This is a genomic window from Bacillus sp. 0209A, assembly GCF_036765095.1.
Taxonomy (GTDB): domain Bacteria; phylum Bacillota; class Bacilli; order Bacillales; family Bacillaceae; genus Bacillus; species Bacillus subtilis_G.
This window is the reverse complement of record NZ_JBAIZV010000002.1, coordinates 650,466-676,013: the sequence shown is the minus strand read 5'-3', so window position 1 is coordinate 676,013 and position 25,548 is coordinate 650,466. Positions and strand designations below refer to the sequence as shown.

Sequence of the window (25,548 nt, the reverse complement as noted above, 5' to 3'; positions counted from 1 at the left end):
AGTATGTCTGCAAGCTTTTCATGTTACAAAAAATAAGTATTTAATTTCTCTTCAAACTCTGAAGAGACAATATCACTTTTTTGGCTCTCTCCGCCGTTTTCCTGAATCGTCAAATGGCGGTCAGACATGACCATCCGTCCGTTCGATGTCAGCTTTGAAGCGAGCAGTGATTTGTTAAAAGGAGATTTTTCATGAGAATGAATCATGTCCTTCATGTCATCTAAATCACCGGCATCGCTCTCATCAAGGGTAAAAGCGTAACCGATTTGCCAACCTTCGCCTTTATCCATCCACAGCACATGACTGCCCTTTTCTGTCTCTTCTTCTATGATTCGGAATGACCCGACAGGTGATTGTGCCGTTTCTCCGGAAAGCGGTATCGGCTGGAGCGCCAGGTTGATGCCGAAGCCGATATCTAAGATATAATCACCTTTTTCCGCAGAAAGCAATACAGCGGCATGCGTTCCGTCTAACGCCCACTCTTCTTGATGTCCTGCATAAACCGTCCCCCGAATGAGCTTCACTTGAAACCCGGCCTCCCGCAGGACAAAATAAAGGAAACCATTTAAATCGTAGCACAGACCGCCGCGCTGTTCTTTGACCAGACGGCGCCATAGCTCTTCTTTTGTTACCTTATAATCCTCATTTGCGAGTACGGCACGATTTTCAAATGGGAAACGGTATGCCATTGCTTCGAGAAAAAGGGGGAGATCGCCGAAGCTGACATGGTCTTTCTCCCAGCCGATTTTCTGAAAGCAGTCATTTAGAAAGTCACTCATCTTTATCACCTAAACTTCTTCTTGAACATAAGCAGCCAGCTTTTCCAGCGCCTCTTGTTCGTCTTCTCCCTGGGCAATCAAGGTCACCTCAGTGCCTGTGCTTACCGCAAGGCTCATCAGTCCCATGATGCTTTTTGCGTTTACTTTTTTCCCATCCTTCTCAAGAAACACATCTGACGTAAAACGGTTTGCTTCTTGCACAAACAAAGCAGCAGGACGCGCCTGCAGTCCTGTCTTTAATCGAACTTCCACTTTCTGTTGAACCATAAGATCTCCCCTTTTCTTTACGGTTATTTTAAAGTGACGGTTTGCCCTGTCCGCAGCTGTTCCGCGATTTCATCAAGTTTTCTCAGCCTGTGATTGATCCCTGATTTGCTGATTTTTCCGCTTGTTACCATTTCCCCTAGTTCTTTCAGCGTCACTTCCTGATAATCAATCCGCAGCTGCGCGATTTCCCGAAGTTTTTCAGGAAGTGCATCAAGGCCGATCCGTTCATCGATGTATTTAATATTTTCCACCTGTCTGAGCGAAGCGCCGATCGTTTTGTTTAAGTTGGCTGTTTCACAATTAACGAGGCGATTGACCGAATTTCTCATATCCCTGACGATTCTGACATCCTCAAATCGCAGAAGCGAATTGTGGGCGCCGATTACGTTAAGAAATTCGGTAATCTTTTCAGCCTCTTTTAAATAGGTGATATAGCCTTTTTTACGTTCGAGCGTTTTGCTGTTTAACTGAAACTCATTTAACAGGTCGCATAATGAATCGTTATGCTCCTTATAAAGAGAGAAGATTTCTAAATGATACGAGGAGGTTTCCGGGTTATTGACCGAACCTCCCGCCAAAAATGCCCCTCTCATATAAGAGCGTTTGCAGCATCTCTTTTTGACCAGCTCTTCCGAAATACTTCGTTCAAACACAAAATTCTTCTCAAGTATTTTTAAATCCTCTAAAATCGCTTTTGCATTTTCGGAAAAACGCACAATATAGACGTTATTCTTTTTCAGCCGCATTTTCTTTCTGACCAGAAGCTCGACCGACACATCATATTGTTTTTTCAGCAATGTATAGATGCGGCGGGCAATCGCCGCATTTTCGGTTTGAACATCAAGTACGAGATGGCGGTTTGTAAATGATAATGCTCCATTCATCCGGATAAGAGCAGACAGCTCTGCGTTAATGCAGCAGTCTTTCACTTCCAGATTCGTTAATTCTTTTTTTGTTTCCGATGCAAATGACATATAGCCACCTCATTTCAAGGCTTCATTCTTTCAGTAAATCGACAAGAAGAGAAGCCACTTTATGTGTATCGTGACGAATTACGTCATTTTTATACGTTACGATTTGATCTCTGATGACTTCCAGCTCCATCGCTTTCAGCTCTTCGATATCAAAATCAACAGGGCGCGCCGATTCCATTTCGTACTTACGTTTGATTTCGTCAGGAATGTCTTCGCTGTTCACTAATATCGTATCAATAAAACCGCAGCCCATATGCTGATTGAGCGCTTTCACGTGATCAGCAGCGGTGTAATGAAGCGTTTCGCCGGGCTGAGTCATCACGTTGCAAATGTATACCTTTTTCGCCTGCGCCTTTATCACTTCTTCCCCGATTTTTGGGACGAGCAAATTGGGAAGAATGCTTGTATAGAGGCTTCCCGGGCCGATGATAATCAAATCCGCTTCCCTGATTACGTCTATCGTTTCCGGCAGCGGGTCAATATGTTCAGGCGTGAGAAAAACACGCTTAATGCGCTGTCCGTAAGCCGGAATCGTGGACTCGCCTGAAACCACGCGGCCGTCTTCCATCTGAGCATGCAGAACAACACTGGCATTGGCAGCCGGCAAAACTTTTCCTCTTACATTCAGCACCTTGCTCATTTCTGTGACAGCGTGAAAAAAATCACCGGTTATATTTGTCATCGCTGCCAAAATCAAATTCCCGAGAGAATGGCCTGTTAAGTCATTCCCCTTATTGAAGCGGTGCTGAAAGAGATCTTCAACAAGCGGCTCCACATCGGATAAAGCGGCAAGCACATTTCTGATGTCTCCGGGAGGCGGAATTTTCAGTTCATTCCGCAGACGGCCAGAGCTCCCCCCATCATCGGCAACTGTCACAATGGCCGTAATGTCAACTGGTTTATGCTTTAAGCCTCGAAGCAATACAGAAAGACCCGTACCCCCGCCAAAGATTGCGATTTTCGGTTTTTGTCCCATCTTATTTCCGGCTTCTCTTTTCAATGTCCCGGTGAGTAACATGAGTATAGTAATCCTTCTTGAAATAATCAGCTAAATGTTCGGCAAGTGTCACAGAGCGGTGCTGGCCCCCTGTGCAGCCGATCGCAATGACGACCTGGCTTTTTCCTTCTCTTTTGTAAGATGGAAGCATAAAGCTCAGCAGATCGATCAATTTTTCATTGAACTTCTGCGTTTCATTCCACTTCATGACGTAAGAGGAAACCTCTTCATCCTTGCCAGTCAGCGGCCGCATGCTTTCGATATAATAAGGATTCGGCAAAAATCTGACATCAAAGACGAGGTCTGCGTCAATCGGGATACCGTATTTAAAACCAAATGACATGACATTCACAGTAAATGTTTCTCCTTGGTTTGACGCAAAGTGATTTACGATTTTTTCACGCAAATCACGCGGCTTCATGTCTGACGTATCATAAATCATTTGAGAGCGGCCTTTTAATTCCTCAAGCAGTTCACGTTCCAGGCCGATGCCTTCAAGCGGAAGGCCAGTCGATGCCAGCGGATGTGAACGTCTCGTTTCTTTATATCTCGTGACGAGAATGGAATCCTTCGCGTCCAAGAATAAAATTCGCGGTGTAATCCACGGATTTTCCGCCATTTCATCCAGCGCTTCAATCATTCGGTCAAAAAATTCACGTCCTCGCAAATCCATCACAAGCGCAACCTTGCTCATTTTCGAATTTGATTCCTTCATCAGCTCTAAAAATTTCGGAAGTAATGAAGGCGGAAGATTATCGACGCAGAAATAGCCGAGATCTTCAAAGCTTTGAATGGCGACAGTTTTTCCCGCTCCCGACATTCCGGTTATAATGACAAGCTGAATATCATGTGATTCACTAACACTCATCTAACTCCCCCCTGACTTGTACTTTCTATTTAATATGCTGCGGGTCTAAACGATAACTGAGCAGCTTAAAGTCCGGTGTATACGTAAATGTACCGTGCAGCAGCCCTTGTCCCTTCATCATAAAATCAAGAATATGGCCGTCTCCCGGGGCCATTGGGAGGTTTTGAATCTCCTCGACATTGTGCCACTGCAATTTGCCTTCCTCTGATTCAGATACATTTTGTCCGGTATAAGAATCAGCGACAAACGTAAACATCATCCACTCAGAAACTATCTGGTCACCTTCTTTAATGATAAAGGTAAAAACGCCTTTTAACTGAGGGTTTATGATATAGATACCAGTCTCTTCTCTGTACTCTCTGATGACGGAGTCTCTGACTGATTCCCCGCTCTCCATTTTGCCTCCCGGCGCGACCCACCAGCCGCGTCTCGGCTTTTGAAGCAGAAGGACTTTGTCATCCGTCTGAAGCACACAATTTGTCACTCTTTGCAAGTACGTTCACCTAACCTTCTCGTCCTGTCATCGTCTCTTTATTATACCGCTTCAAGATGCCTCCCACAATGAAGAGACATTGACAATCTTTCCTTCTATTTTACAGTATATTCATTTCTGAGCTCAGGTGATTTTGCTGTAACAGGCATCCGCCTTTATTTTCACACAAAAAAAGGACACGGATAACTGGAGAATCCGTGCCAAAAAAGTGTATTCATTATAAAAAGGGGGTCAATTACGTTATTAATCATAACCGAAAAGCATTACACATGTGTTACAGCGGAATTAAAACCCAGTAACGTAATATGAAACTCGTATGACAGCCTTTTTATTTTAAGGTTTTCAGCGTTTCTTGGAGCTCTTCGACATAATGCTGGACGCTTTGTGCCGCAATACTTCCGTCTCCTGTAGCTGTTACGATTTGGCGCAGTGATTTTTCGCGAATGTCTCCGGCAGCGAAAATCCCTTCAACCTTTGTTTCCATCCGGTCGTTTGTTTCGATGTAGCCCTCTTCATTCGTAATGCCCAGATTTTCAAACGGTTTAGACAGAGGAAGCATGCCGATGTAAATGAATACGCCGTCTGTTTTGAATTCACTTTCTTCACCGGTTACCGTATCGACAAGCGTTACGTTACCGACTTTGCCGTTTTCTTCATGAATTTCCTTCACAGTTTTGTTCCATAGGAAATCAATTTTTTCATTATCAAATGCTCTCGCTTGGAGAATGCTTTGCGCACGGAGTTTATCACGTCTGTGAACAATCGTTACTTTTGAAGCGAAACGTGTCAGATACACGCCTTCTTCCACCGCGGAATCTCCCCCGCCAACAACGACAAGCTCTTTGCCTTTAAAGAAAGCGCCGTCACATACTGCACAATAAGAAACACCGCGGCCGCCTAATTCTTTTTCGCCAGGCACGCCTATTTTCTTATACTCCGCACCCGCGGAAATGATGACTGCACGTGCTTTATATTCTTTTGAACCGGCTTTCACCACTTTGTACTCTTTGCCGTCAACGACTTCTTTAATATCGCCATAAGCGTATTCAGCACCAAATTTTTTCGCGTGTTCAAACATTTTGTTGGAAAGCTCAGGTCCGAGAATGCTTTCAAACCCAGGATAGTTTTCTACATCTTCCGTATTTGCCATTTGCCCGCCAGGAATTCCTCTTTCAATCATTAATGTCGATAAATTTGCTCTTGATGTGTATACAGCGGCCGTCATCCCAGCTGGACCCGCGCCGATAATAATCACGTCATATACTTTTTCTTCTGACACACTATTCACTCCTTAACACGTCTTTTTCAAGTTGGGGCGCTTCTTTATATGATAAGAGTCCCCATCTAACGTATTCCTTACCCATATCCTATAAAATCTCACGGTGATACGCTATTTTTTTGCTCATTTTTTTCTGATCATGATTAAATGTTTTTTTTAGGGGTATATGTATTAATAAAGAAAGAGCCTTCTGTTCAAGAAGGCCCTTGTCTTATTTATTATTGAACAACACGTCTTACAACGCCTTTGAATGCATCTTTCCAATAACTATTGCTCATAGAGTCAACTGATACACCATGAGATGAATTGTCATTAAGGAAAGTACCGTTTCCTAAGTAGATTCCTACGTGACCGTTCGTTTTGTATGTGTCAAAGAAAACTAAGTCTCCGCGCTTCATTTCTGACGCGCTGACAGCTTTTCCTCTTCCAACTAACGTGTCAGTTGTTGTTCCGCCGACAGGTCCAAGGTTGACACCTGCAGAAGCGTATGCCCAGCGTACGAATGATGAGCAGTCAAAAATACGGTTGTTGATATCAGACTGAGAGCGTCCGCCGCCAAATTTGTACGGAGATCTTCCGACAATGCTTGAACCAACGCTGATCGCGCCTTCAATTCCGCCTGAGTTACTGATGACAGTGCCGCCTGAATTGCTGTTTGAACCGCTGCTCTTCTTAGAAGATGAGCCGTTAGACGAACTGTTTGATGAACCCTTAGAAGAATTGTTTGAAGAATCATCATGAGATGAGCTTGCTGTTGCTGTTTCAGTTGTAGCTGTTTGTGTCTCATCAGATGCTTTTTGCGCTTCTTCCTGCTTTTTGATCAAAGCAGCCGCTGCTTCTTGTTCTTTTTTGATGCGTGCTTGTTCTGCTTCGGTATCTGCTTTTTGGTTAGCAAGCTCAGACGCTTCTGATTTTAATTCAGAAATCGCGTCAGCCGTTTTCTTCTGGCTTGCTTTTGCTTCTTCAAACAGCTTGTCTTTATCATCAAGCTGTTTATCAAGGTCTTTTTGCATGGTTTCTAATTTAGCCAATGCAGCTTGAACTTCTTTCAGCTTGTTATTCAAATCCGCTTCAGAATCTTCAAGCTTCGCTTTATCCTGCTCTTGCTGCTTGATTAAATCTTTGTCTGCATCCACAATAGATGAAACCGCAGTCGCGCGAGAGATAAAGTCACCAAAGCTAGTTGATCCTAAAAGGACATCTATGTACCCTTGAGATCCGCCGCTTTCCTGTAAAGAACGAACGCGTTTTTTCAAGATTTCGTTGCGCTTTTCAATGCGGGCTTCTGTCTCTTTAATCTCTTTTTTCAGTTTTTTGATTTCTTCTTTTGTTTTATCGTTTTCTTCTTTTTTATCTTCGATCTTGTTGCTTGTATCAAGCGCCTTATCGTTAATGTCTTTCAGTTCTTTTTCAATCTTTGATTGATTTTGCTGAAGCTCAGTTAATTCTTTTTCCTTCGCTTCGATGCTGGAAGCAACCTCAGATTGCTTGCTTTCGATATTTTCTTTCTTTTCATCTAATGTTTCCGCCGATGCAGTTTTACTTGTAAATGGGATCAAAAAACTGCTTGTACCGATGACGGAAGCCAAACCAAGTGTCAATAAACTCTTTCTCACTTTTTATATCCTCCCTTTACTGTGAACCTGTTCTCATGTGGAATCGTATTTTAAACATCAAGTTTCGTTCCTCATACTCTACGAGGAATGATGGTTGTTTATGGTTAATTATTCTGCGCATCTCTTATTCTGGCTGTATAGCGTTTATTTCACATCATATGTAAAAAACACTAATTCCTTATGTACGAGAATCATTATACCATCAAGTTTCGACAAATTAGCGATAAATTTTATTACATTTGTGTTTCAAACAGATGTCAAGTCGTTCATCATTTGTCATTTTTCTTAAACGAGTAAAAAAACTGTCGATATTATTTTCTTAATATAATCTATCAAACCAAAAAAAGAGTCGATTCTAAGAATCAACTCTTTAAAATATTCTATTCTAGAATATCATCAATATATTTCATATATTTCGTCAATGTTGCCGGAGAGATGCCGAATCGAGCTGCTGTGTCTTTTTTCGTATCATGTTTGCCGTGCGCTTCTTTCCAAATATAACAAATCGCGGCTGCCCAGCCTTTCTCATTTTTCAACGGAGCGGCTGCGCGGATTTGCTGGATGACATGGAACACCCAACAGCTCATGACTTCTGTTTTCATCTCTTCTTTTTCAGCTTGCTCTAATAATTTGACGGTTTGATAAGCGAAAAGTGCATCCTCTGATACGTCAGCAGCCGCGGAATCTCCATTCAAGAGCAGCTGCACAAAATGATTTTCGAAAGGAGCGGTCATTCTCTTCGAGTGTATCACCGCTTCTAGATGCTCCGTTTCACCCTTTGTGCTGCTGATATAATAGGCTGCGAGACGTTGTTCTACGGATGAAGGAAGTGCTTCCCTCCGCTCAACCCAGGGAGCCGGGCGGTCCTCTCCGGGATATTGCGACTCGGCTTTTCTCCAGATCGTCTCGGCAAATTCAGTATGCCCTGTAAAATAAGCGGAGCACGAGAGCCAGTAAAAGAATGTATCGTCACCTTCAAAGCCGCTTTTATATAATGATTTGAGCCATTTATATCCGAGCTCATAGCGGCCGACAAGCGCCAAAGTAGCTCCCAGTTTGTATCGCTGTTCCAATAGCATCGGATACACATTGGAAAGCCGGTCACTCAATTCCGCCACTTTTTCGTCTTCTCTTTCATAATAGTAGAAAACGAGAAGATTGCATAAGGCGTGAAGGTTTCCTTCATTATGACTGAGCACTTGATAAGCGGTTTCCTTTGCTTTAACGATGTTGCCTGAATAGAAATAGGCGAGCGCCAGATTGTTGTATGCTGACCAAAGCTCCGGATATTCAGCTGTGATTTCCTCAAGCGCCGCCACAGCTTCAGCAAGCTGGCCGCTTTCCAAGAGGGACTTTGCCCGATCCTGTTTCACCAGCAATTCATCCTGATCATACAAAGAATCCTCAGGCCCGCCGTCTCCTAAATCTAGCAATTCAAGCAGACTATCGTTTTCTTCAGCGAATTCACCGTCCGGATCCGCATCTGAATAAGCGGCCGCTTCTTTATAAGCTTCTTGAAAGAGCCCCAGGTGGGCAAAGTTATTCGCTTTAAAGTAATGGCACTCCGGCATTTCGATCTCCAGATTTGCCATAATATAATCAAGAAGATCGTTCGACTCTTGATATTGGCCCATTTCTGAATAAATGACCGCAAGCTGCGAAAGCATCTCTGAATCCTCCGGCTCCAAATGAACCGCGCGCTGAATCAGTTTGCTTGCCCGTTTCAGATTGCGCTCTTTATACGCTTTCAAGCCTTTATGAAAAAAATATTGTCCATCTTGAAGCAGCTGGACAATTTGTGCGTGATTTTTATGTTCAGAAGTGTGTTTTCCCACAACTACCCTCCGTTTTATACAATGTTACCGTCAGTAGTATACCATAAATCATCAGCTCCTCAATAGTTCAAAAGGAAGGATCGGGAAAATCCCTCCGTTTTTTTACTGGCTGATTCGACCAAAATTTACCCGGCTTTGTTTTCTAAATCTGAATTCATTTTCAGCTGCTGTTCAGCAAAATCTTTATATAGATCATGCGAAGCCATTAATTCATGATGTGTGCCCCGGCCGGTAATTTCTCCTTTTTCAACAAACAAAAGCTGGTCCGCGTCTACAACAGTAGATAGGCGGTGAGCGATGACAATCGTTGTGCGGCCCTCCATCAGCACCTCGAGCGCCTGCTGAACTGATTTTTCAGATTGGCTATCAAGACTTGAGGTCGCTTCATCAAGCATGAGAATGCTCGGATCTCGGAGAAGCGCTCTCGCAATCGCGATTCTTTGCCTTTGTCCGCCTGACAGCATAATGCCGCGTTCGCCCACCTCTGTATCAAGCTGATTCGGAAGCTCCTTTATAAAGTTGAGCGCGTATGCCATCTCCGCGGCTTTTTCGATCTCGGCATCCGTAACATCACGTTCTAACCCGTAACAAATATTTTCTCTGATCGTTCCTGACATTAACGGGCTTTCCTGTGATACATACCCGATGTGCTCCCGCCACGATTCAAGCGAGTAAGTATCAACCGGCTTTTCCCCCAGCCGAATGGTCCCCGCAGTCGGTGAATAAAAACGTTCAAGCAGCTTAAACAGTGTTGTTTTCCCTCCGCCGCTCGGACCGACAATCGCTGTTACTTTCCCTGCTTCAATGACGGCGCTGATCTCTTTCAAAATCAGCTGATCGGGCTTATATCCAAAAGACACGCGATCAAGCTGAATAGGCAAATGCGCGTCTTCGATTTGTTTTCCTGTGACTGTATCTTCCTCTTCTTCTGCCAAAATCTCAATCATCCGTTCTGTTGCGCCGATTGATTTTTGCAGCTGTGTGAAAAACGTTGTAATCTGGCCCATCGGCATAATAATTTGAAACAAATATAAAATAAAAGCCACGAGCGCTCCGGCGGTAAGCTCGCCTGATGAGACCTGCATGCCGCCGTATCCGATGACTGCCACAAGCGCTGCCATTAATACAAGTGAGATGAGCGGACTGACAAGCGACTGAACCTTGGCTTCACGAACTCCTAGTTTAAATAATGAAGAAATCCCCAGTTTCCCCCGCCCATATTCGACAACCTCCGCATTTGAAGCCTTGACGAGTCTGATTTCCGGAAGAATTTGATTCAGCAGGCCGGTAAAACGGGCTGTTTCATCTTGCGTTTCGCGGGAAATGGTGAACATCTTTCGCCCAATCGGGATTAAGATTAGAGCGGCAAGCGGTACAACAACTAATACAAGCAGTGTCAGCTTCCAATTCATAATAAACAAGATTGTCAGTGATCCAATGACCGAAATGATGCCTGTAATAAACCCGCTAATATGGGTTGTGATCAGTTCTTTGACCACCATCGTATCATTTGTCACACGGCTGACGGTTTCTCCGGAAGCGTTTGTATCGAAATAAGGGACAGGGAGCTTAATTAATTTCTTCCACAATAAATCCCGCAGCCCGGAGATGATTTTTTGCCCATTATAGTTAAGCGCGTAGGTGGCATAAGCGCTCAAAGCGGCCTGAACGAAAAAAACAAGCGCGATGAGCCCGATTTGTGTCCCTGAAAGAGCTGACATGGAAAAGCCATCGACTAATTGTTTCGTTAATAATGGAATGAGCAGGCTGACCAGTGTGGTCACAATACTGAGAACCAGCGCAAAAGCAAGCTTTCCATAAGAAGGATTGGTCTGCTTCACTAATGTAAAAAAGGGTTTTAATTTACTTTTCGATTTTTGTTGCTGGGTTGGCATATACTTTTTCCTCCTGTTTCAGCGTTCAGAAAGGTGAAATGTCGTATCAAAAGGATGTTTTTTACTCTTTCTCAATCATATCAATGGAGAGAGACTTTTTCAGTATATTTTTGCCATAATAAAAATAAAAATCTCCCACTCATGATTTGAATAGGAGAGGTATGGTCTTATACATCCTTAACAGGCTTCTTTTTCCTGTAAGTCAATGTCACATCCTGCTTTCGCAGGTCTTCAACTATCATTTTGTACCGATCCACTTTTGCTGTATGTTCTTCTTTTATCATTTGAAGTGCGGCTTTTTGTTTTTCACTTTTTGATTCAAGCTCTTCTTTTATTTTTTTGACAATCAATCCTTTTTGTCCTTTGATTTCTTCTTTTAGCGAAGACTCAAATTTCTTTGTCAGGCTGAGGATGTCGTTGATCGGTTGATTGAGGCTGCCTGCTTTCCCCTTCATTTCGTCCTGGGTAAGAAACATATAGGTGGTTGATACAATTTCTGTTTCACTTTCTGAAAATAAGGAAGTCACTCTTCATATTCCTCCTAAAGCTGAAAATCAAATAACTGAGAAATCATTTCTTCTTTTTCAAACAGCTTTTCAATACTCTCGCGGATGTTTTTGCTGAAATCTCTTTTTTCTGTTGCCTGTTTTTTTAATTCAGCAACAATCCCATCGTTAGCAGGGAGCGCACCTGTGTGGAACGATTCATGAACTGAGATTTTCTCCAATTTATCAAATGTGTGACTGAAACCGGCCGCAAGCCGGAATTGAAGATCGAAGGCATAATGCGAAGGATTTTCTTCCATGTGATGAATAGCCGTGATGATCGCCTGTTTTTTGTCTATAAAGTCTTCATTGATTTCCTGGCTGTAAACCTTCTGGTACTTAGAAATCGCATCTTCCATATCTTCAACGATCCTCATACCGTTTTGATAGATTCTGACAGCAGATGAGATATTAACTTTAATCGTTTCTCCCGAGCCGCTCTTCCCTGTAAAGTAAATATCGGAGCCTTTATAGCTGAAGCCTTTTTCCTTTGATAATGCGTTCAGCATTTGCACGATGCTGTGGCCGTCGACGATGAGTTTTAACGCGTCTTTTGTTTCTGTGTCGAGTGTTTCTATAGAGGACAAAATTGACTTTACGTAATCTACTATTTCACCAACATCTTTTAAAGCGTGCGTAAATTGACCATGCTTTAGATGATCAATAAAATGTTCATACCGTGATTCTATGCCTCGCATACTCGCATTAATATTCGATAATTCTTTTTTGATCACTTTCTTTTGCGTTTCATCAATATACCCATTTTCAGCTAGCTGATCTACGACCGGTCCGCTGTTTCCCAATAAGGTATGGAGAAAACCTAAAAACGCTGGCAAATTCTCTTTAATTCGGCCATACATTTGCTTAACGTCATCAAAGTTTTCATAAATGACACTCGCTTTCGCTAAAGCACCATCTGTGTACTTCACTTTATCTATCAGCTCTATGTCAATCCCGCTTGCAGCCTTTACAAAACCGTTCAAGCCGTCTTTTTTATAGTCACCCTTATATTTTTGAAGGAATTCTTGAATCGCTCTCACGTCTTCATCAGGGATCCCATCCATAATGTTTCGGATGCCTTCTACACTTGTATTTGTATCTGCCATCTTCACATCGCCGAATGTAATGAAGTCCGCCTTGCCGCTCGCACCGTACAGCGGGTCATCTTTTGAGATGCGCTGAGTGATATTTGCTGTTACGCCTTTGTCTTTGTAGTATTTTTGGATCTCTTTTTTTAGCTTTTCTGGTGGGATCTCATTAATATCTTTTAAGCGTCTAATATGAAATTTATGCATTATCGTATCTCTCAAATTTAAATCAGTTGCTAAAAGGTGATCAACGCTTATTTGAGCTCCGTTAACTCCATATACTTCATCAAATTCTCCATCAATTAATTGAACCATCACCTGATTATTATTAGCCAGTGAGTGACCCATAGCAAAGGTCTTTAAATCATTAGAGTCATTTGTTTCTTTTTTTGCATTTCTTGTAAACTCTTTTGTCGCTTGATACTGGCTGTCATCCATCCCTAAAAAGAGACCAAAAAAATTGTATGACCAGTCCTCGTTATCAGCACTGCCCTCTGAAATAATATGAAGCTGATTAATGTGTTGTTTATCGTCCTTAATATAAATAGCTGTACCATCATATCCGGACTCTCTAATTGATGTATCTACTTTTGAATTTTTTTTAATAAGTTCATTAGATGTGTATATTTCCACATTTTTTGGAAGATCTTTATGTGTTTCTTCTTTGTATATTCGGCGCACATCGGCTTCAAAATCTGTTTTAGCTTTCTTTATTTCACTTTCTTTATCAGAAGCAAATCTTTCTTTATAATCGTACTCTAAGTTAATTAAACGCAGTTTTACATTTTCATTTTCAAATATATTCTTATGTTCCATTTCTTCTATTTCTCCTTTTTAACTTTTAAAAAGGTAATAGAGTCTATTATTTTTTGAACTTTTTTTCTGGCATCTTCTTCTTTTAGTGAACAAGACTCTTTATCTTTATAGCAGGCAAATCGAAAAGAATACTCTATCCCCAGATAATCCTCTTTTGTCGATTTAACATAACCAAAAAATCTATAAGAAAAATTATTCTTTCCCTCTACATCATCAAAAACACTTTTCTTTTGAGCAGAATATACAATTTTGTCAGATAGCTCTCTTTCTTCGTATTTTCCTTTATAACTATTTCTACCGCTTACAATATCCAGCATTGTATCCTTGTCATTTGCAAAACTTTTGTCTTGATGATAATCCAGTTGACCATCATATTGAATGTCAGTTTTTTTATTAAAACTATCAAATACTATTGTTTCTTCATTTTCTCCTGTACTCGAAAGATCAGGTGCGTACTCCCCATCCTCCGGAAACAACATCCTAAATCCTTTCAGCTTTGACTCAAGCAAATAATACCCTGGCTCCTCTTCTTTCGTTGACACCATGTACTCTCTCGTTTTTTCGTCCTGAAATGCCGGAACTTGCGGCAAGTCTTTTGGATCCATGTCTTTTGGTTTTACGACTTCCGTTTTATTATCATTTGTGCTGTTTTTTTCATTGTCGTTCATACTGCATCCTCCTGTCAGAGCAAGTAATAAGCTAAAACAAATAAATAGGATCTTTTTCATTACGAACCTCCACGGATTTTTAAGCTGATTTATCAAAATCATACTAATGACCCTGTCAAAAAGTGATTATTTTATCCTTGTTCATGTTACAACATGGAATAAATTTGATAAATAGGGAATTGGACTTGGTTTACACTAATAAACATAAGGGAGGACTTAAGAAATAGGCTAAATAACTCACATACCAAAAGACCACTGTTTTCCCTCGGCAATCTTAGACAGTCATTACTGTCCTTTTTTCAAAAACATCTTTGAGATAAACAAACCTTTGACCACTAACAGGATCACAAAACAATCACAATGGAACAGCCACGACAAAACTGTTTTAGCCCCTTTTGTAGTTACCCTAATACTATCGAAAAAAGTTTCGGGTAGGTGAACACGCGCATATCGGGAATCTTCAACTATCTTCTAATATTTAATACATCAGTGTTTGTATTTTTTTACACATCGCAAAAGATAACAGAGTTTAATATTTTTCTAACCTTTTCTTCATTGTCTTTTGAATTTTGTTTACAGGCCTGAGCATTTGCAGAACAGCTAAACATAAAAGAGTATTCCATCCCTAAATAATCTTGTTTTTTTGATTTTATATAACCAAGATAGATATAAGATGGTTTTTCTTCGTTGTCAAAGTTTTCTTGTTTTAAAGCAAAATAAATATCCTTATCCTTTGCTTCTAATTTTTCAAAATTACCTTTGTATTCACTTTTACCGCTAACGATATCCAACATAGTCTCCGGATCGTTTATAAATGATTCATTTTGATAAAACTTTACTGAAGCATTCATTACTATATTCGTTTCTTTATTCATACTGTCAAAAAATAGTGACTCGTTTTTCTTTGAAGTTTCAGAGTCTGAGTACTCCCCATCCTCCGGAAACCACATCCTAAACCCTTTCAGCTTAGATTCAAGCAAATAATACCCGGGCTTCTCTTCTTTCGTTGACACCATGTACTCTCTCGTTTTTTCGTCCTGAAACGCAGGAACTTGGGGCAAGTCTTTTGGATCCATGTCTTTTGGTTTTACGGCTTCTGTTTTATTGTCATTTGCCGTATTTTTATCATTGTCATTTATACTGCATCCGCCTGTCAGGGCAAGTAATAAGCTGATGCAAATCAAGATGATTCTTTTCATGACGAACCTCCATGGGTTTTCGGCTAATTTACCTAAATCATTTTATGACCTTATTACAAAGTGATTTTTATTCTTAATTTTACATTCTCATCTTCCAATATATTTTTGTTTTTCGTGTTATTTCTCCTGTTAATGATTTAAAAAGGTGATGGATTTTACGTGCTTTTTAACCTTATCTCCTAAATTGTCTTTATCTAACGTACAAGGCTTCTCATTATTTGGACATCTAAACATAAACGAAAATACGATACCTGCTTGTTTTTTCTCGGGTGACTTGATATAGCCGAAATATCTGTATGAAAAGCTGTATTTATTTTTATCGTTTTGAAAATGATTTTTCTTATGAGCAATATAAATATCTTTATCTTCGTTCTTTAGCTTTTCAAAACTGCCTTTATAACCATTTTCACTACTAACTTGATCTAACATTGTCTCAGGATTGTTAATAAAAGATGTTCCTTGATAATATTCTATATGCGCATTTAGCATTTTATTTTTTGTTTCATCATAACTATCAAATGGAATGATTTCTTCGTTTTCATCACGGCTAGACAAATAGCTTGAGAACTCCGCATCCTCCGGAAACAACATCCTAAACCCTTTCAACTTAGACTCCAGCAAATAATACCCCGGCTCTTCTTCTTTTGTTGACACCATGTACTCTCTCGTTTTCTCGTCCTGAAACGCAGGAACTTGCGGCAGGTCTTTTGGATCCATGTCTTTTGGTTTTACGGCTTCTGTTTTATTGTCAATTGTACTGTTTTTTTCATAGTCGTTTATACTGCAACCGCCTGTCAGGGCAAATAATAAGCTGATGCTGATCAAGATGGTTTTTTTCATGACGAACCTCCGCAGATTTTCGTTGTTTACCCGAATAATACAATCACCTTATTGGGTTTCTATCATTTCCTTGCATTCATTGAGGCAAACTGTTGTTAATAGTCATATTCTAAATCAATTATCCGTAACTTTACGCCCTCATCCTCATTTCATCTTATTTGTCCTTTTTATCTATTAAAAAGCTGATAGAATGTATTAATTTCTCAACTTTATTTTTAGCCTTTTCTTCTTCTAGGGAGCATGGTCGATTTTCATTTTTGCATCCGAAAGTAAAGGCGTATTCAACTCCTAGGTTATCTTCTTCTAGAGATTTCACATATCCAAAGTAACTGTATGAATCATTATATTTTCTATCAATATTTTCAAAGATGTCTTTTTTCTTACCAAAATAGATATCCGTGTTCTTGTTACTACTTTTCTTGTATTCACCTTTATAATCATTTTTTCCACTTACAATATCTAGCATTGTTTCAGGTTCATTCACAAAACTTTCTTCTTTGTAATATGTTACATGACCATCAAACATTACATTGGTGTCTTTCTCATAACTATTAAATCCAATACTTTCTTTATTTTTCCCAGTCAACGAGGATCTTCTTGATAGATATTTCGCATCCTCCGGAAACAACATCCTAAACCCTTTCAGCTTAGACTCCAGCAAATAATACCCCGGCTCCTCTTCTTTCGTTGACACCATGTACTCTCTCGTTTTCTCGTCCTGAAACGCGGGAACTTGCGGCAGGTCTTTTGGATCCATGTCTTTTGGTTTTACGGCTTTTGTTTTATAGTCCTCTGTGCTGTTGGTTTCATTGTCGTTCGTACTGCATCCGCCTGTTAGGGCTAGTAATAAGCTGAAGCTGATCAAGATGATTTTTTTCATGACGAACCTCCATATCGTTAACTGATAGAATCAAACGAACAAAAAACCGCCGAGTTCTCTCGGCAGTCTTGGCCAGGCATTATGGTTTCTCTTTTTTCGAATAAAATATTCTGGAGATAAACAGTCCAATGACCCCTAACAAGATGAATAAGACCGCTCTCCAAACAATATCAATCGAAGCAGAATCTATTAAAATCATTTTGGCCAGTGTAATGAATAAAAATATCAGCCCGATTCGGTTCCATGTCTTGTCTTTGGTTGCGTAATAAACAGCGTACATCACGATGACAAATATAAACCAAGACAGAGATACCCCGACATTACTGGATAGGCCGTCAATCTTAGCCGTCATCCAAATGGATAATTTGCTGAAGAATACAAGCATCAGGAATGAAACGGTGTATGAAACAACAATCTTGACTTGTTTATATTGTATTTTTTTCGAATACAGATAGGCGGCAAAAAGTGAGCTGATCAGCAGCAGCCAAGAGACAATGCTGAGAATGTGTAATGAGCGTGCCGGGTATTGCATGAGGCCGCACGATGCCTGTAGTACTACAATCGCCCCGGCAATGCCGATCAGCCAGCTTTTTTTGCGGTATGACACGTAACACATCATGATTCCTTGTAACGTGAATATGATGTACAGCAAAATCTCATTTTCATCTAATACATCCGCTGCTAATATATTGAAATAAATCATAGAAGTGAGAAAAAACGTATGTTTGATTTCGGCAAATTCTTTTCTTTTCCATAAGCTTAACAACAGGTACAACACAAAAGCAGCAGTATAAAAGGCGTATAACGCCGTATCGTTTTTTAGATACAGGACTAACCCTGTGATGAAAACGACAAAAGCTCCGATTGAAACGGCTGTGAGATAGACGGCTTTTTTAAATGGGCTGTGCGATCGTAAAGCCGAGAAGATCATGATCGCCTGCTGCATCGTAAATACAGCAAGTGTCCAAACCGATACCTGTGCATCGGTAAATGATAAGAAAGCAAAAATCGCTAATATGAACGCATAGTTTGCTATATTCCATGCCACACTGTACTTTTGTTTGACTGTCTCATACATTAAGCCTGAGAAAACCAATGACTCATATATATAAAAGATGTATTCGTTTCCTTGTTCCCCGCCAAATAAAAACGGATACAGGTAAACACCTGCGCCGATAATCGCAATTAGTGTTTGTGACCGATATTTTCTTGATATGTACACACCGCCCGCAACGCCTGCAGCAAGAAGGATCACTGTAAGCGGGGTCGGGATAATCTCGTATAGCATGTTCCCCGCAAATAAGGAAACGATGTAGACAATATTACTGCCCGCCAATAATGAAACGCCCAGCACACTGGCATTTTTCTTATATTGCCTGCTGCCGAGAACATATAGCACAATGGAGACCATGAGTCCTGCCGCCACCCTCATATATGTATTGATCCAACCTTTTTCAGCAGCCGCTGTAAACGCCCAAATCATACCAAGAAGAAAAACAAAAATAAAGATTTTTGGAAGCCAATTTCCTGCCATGTTTTCTAAAGTTCGTTTCTCTTCCTTTGACGGAGCCGGTGCCTGTTTTGGCACTTCGGTTTCTTTGCTGATTTTTGAATGCTCTTCCGTTTTGACTATAGTTTGTTCCTGCGCGCCTGCCATGAGATATGCGATCTCTTTTTTGACATTGGCCAGTTCTTGTTCCAAACGTCCAACTCTTTTGTTCAGTTCATCAATTTTATCGTTCACCATTCTCTCCCCATTTTCGAATTTACTTGCTTTTTCATGATATGCCTTTTTTTACTCTCCTTACCAGTTTCCACAAAATCATGCTAAAGACCTGCTATCCAACAGGGATTTTCATCCTTAGTTATGTTACATCATGGAAAATTTTCGATGAATAGGGAATTCGATTGGTTTTTTTATGTAATTTTTATGTGAACATTGCTTTTTTTCATTTCATTTACTGGAACACGACAAATGGATCAGGCGAAAAGATGCATAAAAAAGGAGCTGCCATATGTACAGCTCCAATCCTCTTACTTGTCAGAATGTCGTTTTTTCAAAACGTCAAGCACATCATCCAGCGGCAGAGCTTGTTCTCTGAGCAGGACAAGCAGGTGATACAGCAGGTCTGCCGCTTCCCATTTGAGTTCCTCGCGGTCTTGGTTTTTCGCGGCAATGATCACTTCGGATGCTTCTTCACCGACTTTTTTCAAAATCTTATCGACACCTTCACGGAAAAGATAAGTGGTGTAAGCTCCTTCAGGCATTTCCGCTTGGCGTTCCGCGATCACGCGCTCCAGCTCGTTCATGATGTCAAATCGGCCCGCAGCCTGCTCTTCTGTTTGTTCCTTTGTAAAACAGCTGTAGCTGCCAGTGTGGCATGCCGGACCTGACGGCTCTACGAGTACGATCAACGCGTCTTGGTCACAGTCATACCGGATGCCCTTAACGGCTTGCGTGTTGCCTGAGGTTTCTCCTTTATGCCATAACTCTTGGCGCGAGCGGCTGTAGAACCATGTTTCTTTCGTTTCCAATGTTTTTTCGTATGATTCCTTGTTCATATAGGCAAGTGTTAGCACTTCTTTGCTTGCCGCATCCTGCACGATGGCGGGAATTAATCCATTCTCGTTAAAACGCAGTTCATCTGCCTGTTTCATCTCACATTCACCCCGTGCTCTTTCAAGTATGATTTCACTTCTTTAATCGACGTTTCTTTATAATGAAAAATAGAAGCGGCCAGCGCGGCGTCGGCTTCTCCTTTTGTAAAAGCCTCAAGCATATGCTGCGCGTTTCCCGCTCCTCCCGAGGCGATAACAGGTACGGGAACAGCTTCAGAAACTAGCTTTGTCAGCCTGTGGTCAAAACCTTTTTTCTCACCGTCAGAGTCCATGCTTGTCAGCAATATTTCTCCTGCTCCGCGTTTGACGCCTTCTTTTGCCCATGCGGTGACTTCCCAGTCTGTTTTCTTTCTGCCGCCGTGCGTGTAGACCTTATATGCGGCAGATTCCTGGTCATACTTGGCATCAATGGCAAGTACGATGCATTGAGAACCGAAAAACTCGGCTCCTTCTGTAATCAGCTCAGGGCGGAGAACAGCTGCCGTGTTCACTGAAACTTTATCCGCGCCGGCACGCAGAATCGTTTTCATATCGCTGAGCTGATTGATGCCGCCGCCGACTGTAAACGGAATCGCAAGCTTCGCGGCAACCTGCTCCACAACGTCAACCATCGTTTTTCGGCCTTCGTACGAGGCGGAGATATCAAGAAAAACCAGTTCATCCGCGCCTTCCTGGTCGTACACTTCCGCCAGTTCAACAGGGTCACCGGCATCCTTTAATTCGAGAAATTGAATTCCTTTGACAACGCGTCCTTCTTTGACATCAAGACATGGAATAATCCGTTTTGTGATCATTTGCGTTTCACCCTTTCAAGCGCCTCGCTCAGTGTAAACTGATTGGTATATAGCGCTTTTCCGATGATCGCTCCAGAAACGCCATCCGCCTGATAGCGGGCGAGGGCTTCGAGATCCTCCACCGAGCTGACGCCGCCGGAAGCAATCACAGATTTCCCCGTTTCCTTTGCAAGCTCGACCGTGCTTGCAATATTAGGGCCTGACAGCATTCCGTCTGTCGAGATGTCTGTAAAAATAAAGACCTCCGCTCCTTCATTGGCAAGCTCTTTGCCGAGTTCAGTTGCTCTAAGGCTTGATGTTTCCAGCCATCCTTCAGTTGAAACAAAACCGTTTCTCGCGTCCAGGCCGATTGCAATTTTTCCCCCATATTGTTTCAGCATTTTTTTGACAAACGGGGGGTTAGAAACAGCTGAGCTTCCGAGGATCACCCGATCGACTCCTGCCGATAAGTATTCATAGACGTCACTTTCGGAACGGATCCCGCCGCCGATTTCCACCTTCAGCTCTAGCTTTTGCGCAATTTCGATCACGTGGCGGTGATTTACTCTTTTTCCTTCTTTGGCACCATCAAGATCAACAAGATGGATCCATTCGGCACCCTCACGCGCAAATAACGCGGCCATGTCGTACGGTGAATCGCCGTATATCGTTTCCTGACTATAATCTCCTTGAACAAGACGGACACATTTGCCGTTTCTCATATCAATTGCCGGATATAATGTAAAAGCACTCATTTTTTCACCTTCTGTTCTGCTGCCATTTTCGTGAATTGGGTTAAGATAGACATTCCGACCGTGCTGCTTTTTTCCGGATGAAATTGGGCGCCGAAGACATTTCCTTTTCCGACGACAGCAGGCACTCGCACACTATAATCAGCGCTTGCCAGAAGCGCATCCTCCTCCATCCCGTCAATGTAATACGAATGCACAAAATAAGCGTAGCCTTCTTCTGTTTCAGCCAGCAGCGGAGATTCAGTATGAAAGGAAAGGCGATTCCAGCCCATATGCGGAACCTTCAGCTTGTTTCCTTCCTCATCTTCTGCTTTCAGCCTGACTGCTTTTCCTTTTAACAGCCCAAGGCCTGACGCGGTGCCGTTTTCTTCGCTTTCATCAAATAAAAGCTGCATGCCGAGGCAGATCCCGAGCAGCAATCGCCCCTCTGAGACCATATCATGAATCAATTGATCAAGCTTCGCGTTGCGCAAATTGTCCATCGCGTCTCCAAATGAACCGACGCCCGGCAAAATAAAGGCATCAACTTCTTTCAGCTCCTCCGGCTTTTCAGAAACAAAGTACGGGACGCCGACGCGCTCAAGCGCCTTTGAGACACTGTATAAATTGCCCATTCCGTAATCTATTACGCCGATCATTTACAGCATCCCTTTCGTTGATGGGATTCCTTTAACACGCGGATCGATCATTGTCGCTTCATCAAGCGCACGTCCAAGCGCTTTAAAAACGGCTTCTATCATGTGGTGGGTGTTTGTCCCGTAATGAACGATGACGTGCAGGTTCATCCGAGCTTCAAGCGCCAGCTTCCACAAAAATTCATGTACAAGCTCCGTATCGAATGTTCCGACTTTAGCCGCAGGGAAATCCGCGCGCATTTCCAAGTGCGGCCGGTTGCTTAAATCGATGACGACTTGGGCAAGCGCCTCATCCATCGGCACAAACGCCGATCCGTAGCGTTTGATTCCTTTTTTATCGCCCAAGGCTTCGAGCAGCGCCTGCCCTAGACAGATGCCGATATCTTCAGTCGTGTGGTGATCATCTATATCAACATCGCCTTTTGCGTGAATGGAGAGATCGAATTGCCCGTGTTTCGTGAATAAATCCAGCATATGCGTCATAAACGGCACGTCTGTTTTGATATCAGCTTTTCCCTCGCCGTCTATTGCAAATGCCAGCTCAATATCTGTTTCGTTTGTTTTTCTGGCGCGTTCCGCTTTTCTCATTTTGAATTCCTCCGTTCTCTCGCTTCGATTGATCTGGCATGGGCGTCTAACCCTTCAAGTCTGGCAAAAGCCGCGATGCTTTCGGCATATTCTTCAAAGGCTGTTTGACTGTAAGAAATAATGCTCGATTTCTTTTGAAAATCCGTTACGTTTAATGGACTTGAAAATCTGGCTGTTCCGTTTGTCGGAAGCACATGGTTCGGCCCGGCAAAATAATCTCCGACAGGCTCAGGGCTGTATCTGCCTAAGAAGATCGCACCCGCATGTTTGATGCTGCCAAGCAGAGCTTCGGGAGACTGTGTGATAATTTCTAAATGCTCCGGTGCGAGCGTATTGACAGTATCAATCGCTTCATCCATTGTTTCCGCCACATAGATACAACCGTAATCGTTCACTGAAGCTTCCGCTATTTCTCTTCGCGGCAAGGTTTTCAGCTGCTCGTTCACCTCTGCTGAAACCGCCTCGGCCAGCGCCACGGAATCTGTGACACACACACATGAGCTGAGTTTATCGTGTTCCGCCTGTGACAGAAGATCGGCTGCGATTTCGCTCGGAATCGCAGTTTCATCAGCCAGCACGACGATTTCACTCGGTCCGGCAATCATGTCAATATCGACATCACCGAACACCTCTCGTTTGGCAAGCGCGACATAAATATTTCCCGGACCTGTGATTTTATCCACCGGCTCAATTGTCTCTGTTCCGTACGCCAGCGCCGCAATCGCCTGAGCGCCGCCCATTTTGTAAATGTCTTTTATCCCTAGCTCGGCAGCAGCGACTAAAACCCCTGAAGACAGCCGCCCGTCTTTCCCCGGAGGCGTCACAAGAACGATTCTTTCCACACCGGCTGTCAGCGCCGGAATGACATTCATCAAAACAGATGAAGGATATGCCGCTGTCCCCCCCGGCACATATACGCCCGCGGAATCTAACGCCGTCACTTTCTGCCCCAGCATTGTGCCATCCTTTCTGTGATAAAACCAGGAGGATTGCAGCTGTCTTTCGTGATATTCCTTTATATTTTCAATTGCCTGCCTCATCACCTGAAGCAGCTGTGAATCCAGCAAGGTGTATGCTTCCTCAATTTCTTCTTTTGTGACCAGCGGGCTGTCTATTTCGATGCCGTCAAATCTCGCCGTGTAGCTGCGGACCGCCTGATCACCGTTTGCTTTGACATCTTCAATAATGGATCGAACCGCTTTTCTTTGCTCTTCCGTTCCGGCATCTATGGACCGTTTGAGAGAAAGCCGTTCTGTGCCGCTGATGGATTTGATCTTCATTTTGCCGTTTCTCCTTCCACAACAAGGGATAAGCGGGATGCCATTTCGTCTATCACATCGTCTTTCATGCGATAGCTTACCGGATTCACGATAAAGCGGGAAGTAATGTCACAAATGTGCTCCGTTTCAACAAGCCCGTTTTCTTTCAGCGTCTGCCCTGTGGAAACGATATCCACAATCCGGTCTGCGAGCCCAATGAGCGGGGCCAACTCAATTGAACCGTTGAGCTTGATGATCTCGACTTGTTCTCCCTGCTCTCTAAAATAGCTGGAAGCCACATTCGGATACTTTGTCGCGATTCTCGGGGCTACGCCGCTCCAGTCTGTATTCGGAAGTCCGGCGACCGCTAAGTGGCATTTGCTGATCTTCAAATCCAGCACCTCATACACATCGCGTTCCTCCTCCAGCATGACATCCTTGCCCGCAATTCCGACATCGGCCACGCCATGCTCCACATATGTGGTCACGTCCATCGGCTTAGCTAATATAAAACGGAGATTTTCCTCCGGCACATCGATGATCAGTTTTCTTGAATCTTCAAACTCCTCAGGGAGCTTATAGCCCGCCTGACGAAGCAGCCCTGCCGCTTCTTCAAATATCCGGCCCTTCGGCATCGCCATTGTGAGTAACTTACCCATTTTGCTCTTCCTTTCTGGCACCGATAAAATAGGTGACGTGTGCAAAAGATTTTGTCATCTGATCGATATTTTCGATTCCCGATAAATCCTGAAGAACCACTTTGTTCCCTTTCATCCGTTCTTCATTCGCATAAGCGATGGCTTGTGCCCGCTGCTCTTTGCTGAAAATAACAGCGTCTATTTCACAAGCTTCGTCTTTCATATGGAGCGCTTCAATCAGCCGGTCGACCCGAAGCCCGAAGCCTGTCGCCGGCGCGGGTGAATCAAAATAGCCGAAGAGCTTGTTATAACGGCCCCCGCTTCCAATGACAAAGCCGACATTTTCGGCGTACACTTCAAATAAAATCCCCGTGTAATAGCTCATGTGGCTGACCATATTCAGATCCAGACGGACATTTTCCGTACATCCATAATCCTCAAGAATGTCCCACAGCGCCTTCAGCTCATCAACAACGCTTTTTCCTTGCGCGGAATCGACGATTTCCTCAGCACGTCCGCATACTTCTATGCCGCCCCGCAACTCAAGAAGCTCAAGCAGCCTGCTTTTATCAATGGAGGAAAGCGGGAGAGACTTGACATGTTCTCTGTAGCCGACGTAGTTCTTCTCGTACAAAAACCTCCGCAGCACATCGGCACGTTCAACGTTTCCGAGCACTTCAACAAACAAAGCATCCGCAATGCCGGCATGGCCGATGGCAATTTTAAAGGAAGCCAGCCCCGCGCTCTTTAAGGCGCCGACGACTAAGGCAATGACCTCCGCATCCGCGCTTGTCGTGCCGTCACCGATTAATTCCACTCCGACCTGCTCGAATTCGGCGGGACGTCCGCCTTCGCGTTCCTGAGCCCTGAAGACATTTGCCGCATAGCCGACTCTGAGCGGATGATCGTGTTTCAGAAGCTTGGATGCCGCCACCCTTGCAATGGGCCCTGTCATATCCGGGCGAAGCACCAATGTTTTGCCGTCCTGATCAAGAAGCTTGAACAGCTGCTGCTCTTCAATCGCTGACTGCACACCAACGGTATCGTAAAACTCCAATGTCGGTGTTTCCATAAATCGGTATCCCCATTTATCGATCAAATCGGTTAACGATTGTCTCACCTTTTTTTTCGTTTCGTATAAACCGGGCAGTGTATCTCTCATGCCGTGCGGTTTTTCAAACATAAACATCAACCCGTGCACCTCCGTTGCCATCGTTTGAAGGAAAATTCCGAATCCTTTAGTTC

General features: G+C 42.9%; 25 protein-coding genes. All 25 read right to left on the bottom strand.

All coding sequences use genetic code 11. From position 1 onward, the window contains the following. Nucleotides 1-23: 23 nt before the first annotated feature. A complete protein-coding gene (locus tag V6D44_RS08610; protein ID WP_087993777.1) occupies nt 24-788 on the bottom strand; it encodes an arylamine N-acetyltransferase family protein in 765 nt (254 codons plus the stop codon). Continuing rightward, a complete protein-coding gene (locus tag V6D44_RS08605; RefSeq protein WP_003219835.1) occupies nt 789-1,046 on the bottom strand; it encodes an HPr family phosphocarrier protein in 258 nt (85 codons plus the stop codon). A gap of 23 nt (nt 1,047-1,069) precedes the next feature. Continuing rightward, nucleotides 1,070-2,020: a DNA-binding protein WhiA gene (gene whiA, locus V6D44_RS08600; RefSeq protein ID WP_087993776.1), complete on the bottom strand. Its 951-nt coding sequence runs from the start codon at nt 2,018-2,020 to the stop codon at nt 1,070-1,072. Between the two features lie 22 nt (nt 2,021-2,042). Then, nucleotides 2,043-2,996: a gluconeogenesis morphogenetic factor gene (gene mgfK, locus V6D44_RS08595; RefSeq protein ID WP_087993798.1), complete on the bottom strand. Its 954-nt coding sequence runs from the start codon at nt 2,994-2,996 to the stop codon at nt 2,043-2,045. 1 nt (nt 2,997) lies between these two features. After that, nucleotides 2,998-3,885 carry an RNase adapter RapZ gene (gene rapZ, locus V6D44_RS08590; protein ID WP_087993775.1) on the bottom strand — a complete coding sequence of 296 codons (888 nt, stop codon included), beginning with the start codon at nt 3,883-3,885 and terminating at the stop codon, nt 2,998-3,000. 25 nt (nt 3,886-3,910) lie between these two features. Further along, a complete protein-coding gene (locus tag V6D44_RS08585) occupies nt 3,911-4,378 on the bottom strand; it encodes an 8-oxo-dGTP diphosphatase (RefSeq protein WP_087993774.1) in 468 nt (155 codons plus the stop codon). 328 nt (nt 4,379-4,706) lie between these two features. Next, entirely contained in the window at nt 4,707-5,657 is a 951-nt protein-coding gene (gene trxB, locus V6D44_RS08580) for a thioredoxin-disulfide reductase (protein WP_087993773.1), read from the bottom strand. A gap of 218 nt (nt 5,658-5,875) precedes the next feature. Further along, on the bottom strand, nt 5,876-7,273 hold the full coding sequence (locus tag V6D44_RS08575) for a C40 family peptidase (protein ID WP_087993772.1): 1,398 nt from the start codon (nt 7,271-7,273) through the stop codon (nt 5,876-5,878). Between the two features lie 380 nt (nt 7,274-7,653). Then, nucleotides 7,654-9,108 (bottom strand): tetratricopeptide repeat protein, encoded by a 1,455-nt coding sequence (locus V6D44_RS08570; RefSeq protein ID WP_087993771.1) that lies wholly within the window; start codon nt 9,106-9,108, stop codon nt 7,654-7,656. Between the two features lie 125 nt (nt 9,109-9,233). After that, on the bottom strand, nt 9,234-11,003 hold the full coding sequence (gene bmrA, locus V6D44_RS08565; protein ID WP_333516407.1) for a multidrug resistance ABC transporter ATP-binding protein/permease BmrA: 1,770 nt from the start codon (nt 11,001-11,003) through the stop codon (nt 9,234-9,236). Nucleotides 11,004-11,170: 167 nt separating this feature from the next. Continuing rightward, a complete protein-coding gene (locus V6D44_RS08560) occupies nt 11,171-11,530 on the bottom strand; it encodes a hypothetical protein (RefSeq protein WP_087993769.1) in 360 nt (119 codons plus the stop codon). A gap of 14 nt (nt 11,531-11,544) precedes the next feature. After that, a complete protein-coding gene (locus tag V6D44_RS08555) occupies nt 11,545-13,452 on the bottom strand; it encodes a DUF6792 domain-containing protein (RefSeq protein ID WP_333516406.1) in 1,908 nt (635 codons plus the stop codon). Nucleotides 13,453-13,457: 5 nt separating this feature from the next. Then, nucleotides 13,458-14,180, bottom strand: a complete 723-nt coding sequence (locus V6D44_RS08550; protein WP_087993989.1) for a lipoprotein YvcA — start codon at nt 14,178-14,180, stop codon at nt 13,458-13,460. Between the two features lie 443 nt (nt 14,181-14,623). Further along, a complete protein-coding gene (locus V6D44_RS08545) occupies nt 14,624-15,319 on the bottom strand; it encodes a lipoprotein YvcA (RefSeq protein ID WP_087993988.1) in 696 nt (231 codons plus the stop codon). Nucleotides 15,320-15,448: 129 nt separating this feature from the next. Continuing rightward, nucleotides 15,449-16,159: a lipoprotein YvcA gene (locus V6D44_RS08540; RefSeq protein ID WP_202327976.1), complete on the bottom strand. Its 711-nt coding sequence runs from the start codon at nt 16,157-16,159 to the stop codon at nt 15,449-15,451. 154 nt (nt 16,160-16,313) lie between these two features. After that, a complete protein-coding gene (locus V6D44_RS08535; protein WP_202327975.1) occupies nt 16,314-17,039 on the bottom strand; it encodes a lipoprotein YvcA in 726 nt (241 codons plus the stop codon). A gap of 79 nt (nt 17,040-17,118) precedes the next feature. Beyond that, entirely contained in the window at nt 17,119-18,786 is a 1,668-nt protein-coding gene (locus tag V6D44_RS08530; protein WP_202327974.1) for a DUF2339 domain-containing protein, read from the bottom strand. Nucleotides 18,787-19,073: 287 nt separating this feature from the next. Then, nucleotides 19,074-19,697 (bottom strand): bifunctional phosphoribosyl-AMP cyclohydrolase/phosphoribosyl-ATP diphosphatase HisIE, encoded by a 624-nt coding sequence (hisIE, locus tag V6D44_RS08525; RefSeq protein WP_202327973.1) that lies wholly within the window; start codon nt 19,695-19,697, stop codon nt 19,074-19,076. Beyond that, nucleotides 19,694-20,452 carry an imidazole glycerol phosphate synthase subunit HisF gene (gene hisF, locus V6D44_RS08520; RefSeq protein ID WP_202327972.1) on the bottom strand — a complete coding sequence of 253 codons (759 nt, stop codon included), beginning with the start codon at nt 20,450-20,452 and terminating at the stop codon, nt 19,694-19,696. The genes hisIE and hisF overlap by 4 nt, the downstream gene beginning before the upstream one ends. Next, on the bottom strand, nt 20,449-21,186 hold the full coding sequence (gene hisA / locus V6D44_RS08515) for a 1-(5-phosphoribosyl)-5-[(5-phosphoribosylamino)methylideneamino]imidazole-4-carboxamide isomerase (protein ID WP_202327971.1): 738 nt from the start codon (nt 21,184-21,186) through the stop codon (nt 20,449-20,451). Before hisA ends, hisF begins: the two co-directional genes overlap by 4 nt. Beyond that, nucleotides 21,183-21,821, bottom strand: coding sequence for an imidazole glycerol phosphate synthase subunit HisH (gene hisH / locus V6D44_RS08510; protein WP_087991498.1), 639 nt, complete (start codon nt 21,819-21,821; stop codon nt 21,183-21,185). Before hisH ends, hisA begins: the two co-directional genes overlap by 4 nt. Next, on the bottom strand, nt 21,822-22,406 hold the full coding sequence (gene hisB / locus V6D44_RS08505; RefSeq protein ID WP_087991499.1) for an imidazoleglycerol-phosphate dehydratase HisB: 585 nt from the start codon (nt 22,404-22,406) through the stop codon (nt 21,822-21,824). Further along, complete coding sequence (gene hisD, locus V6D44_RS08500) at nt 22,403-23,686, bottom strand: histidinol dehydrogenase (RefSeq protein WP_202327970.1); 1,284 nt, start codon at nt 23,684-23,686, stop codon at nt 22,403-22,405. Before hisD ends, hisB begins: the two co-directional genes overlap by 4 nt. Beyond that, nucleotides 23,683-24,324: an ATP phosphoribosyltransferase gene (gene hisG / locus V6D44_RS08495; RefSeq protein ID WP_003219799.1), complete on the bottom strand. Its 642-nt coding sequence runs from the start codon at nt 24,322-24,324 to the stop codon at nt 23,683-23,685. The genes hisD and hisG overlap by 4 nt, the downstream gene beginning before the upstream one ends. After that, nucleotides 24,317-25,492 (bottom strand): ATP phosphoribosyltransferase regulatory subunit, encoded by a 1,176-nt coding sequence (locus tag V6D44_RS08490; protein ID WP_087991502.1) that lies wholly within the window; start codon nt 25,490-25,492, stop codon nt 24,317-24,319. The genes hisG and V6D44_RS08490 overlap by 8 nt, the downstream gene beginning before the upstream one ends. Between the last annotated feature and the right edge of the window lie 56 nt (nt 25,493-25,548).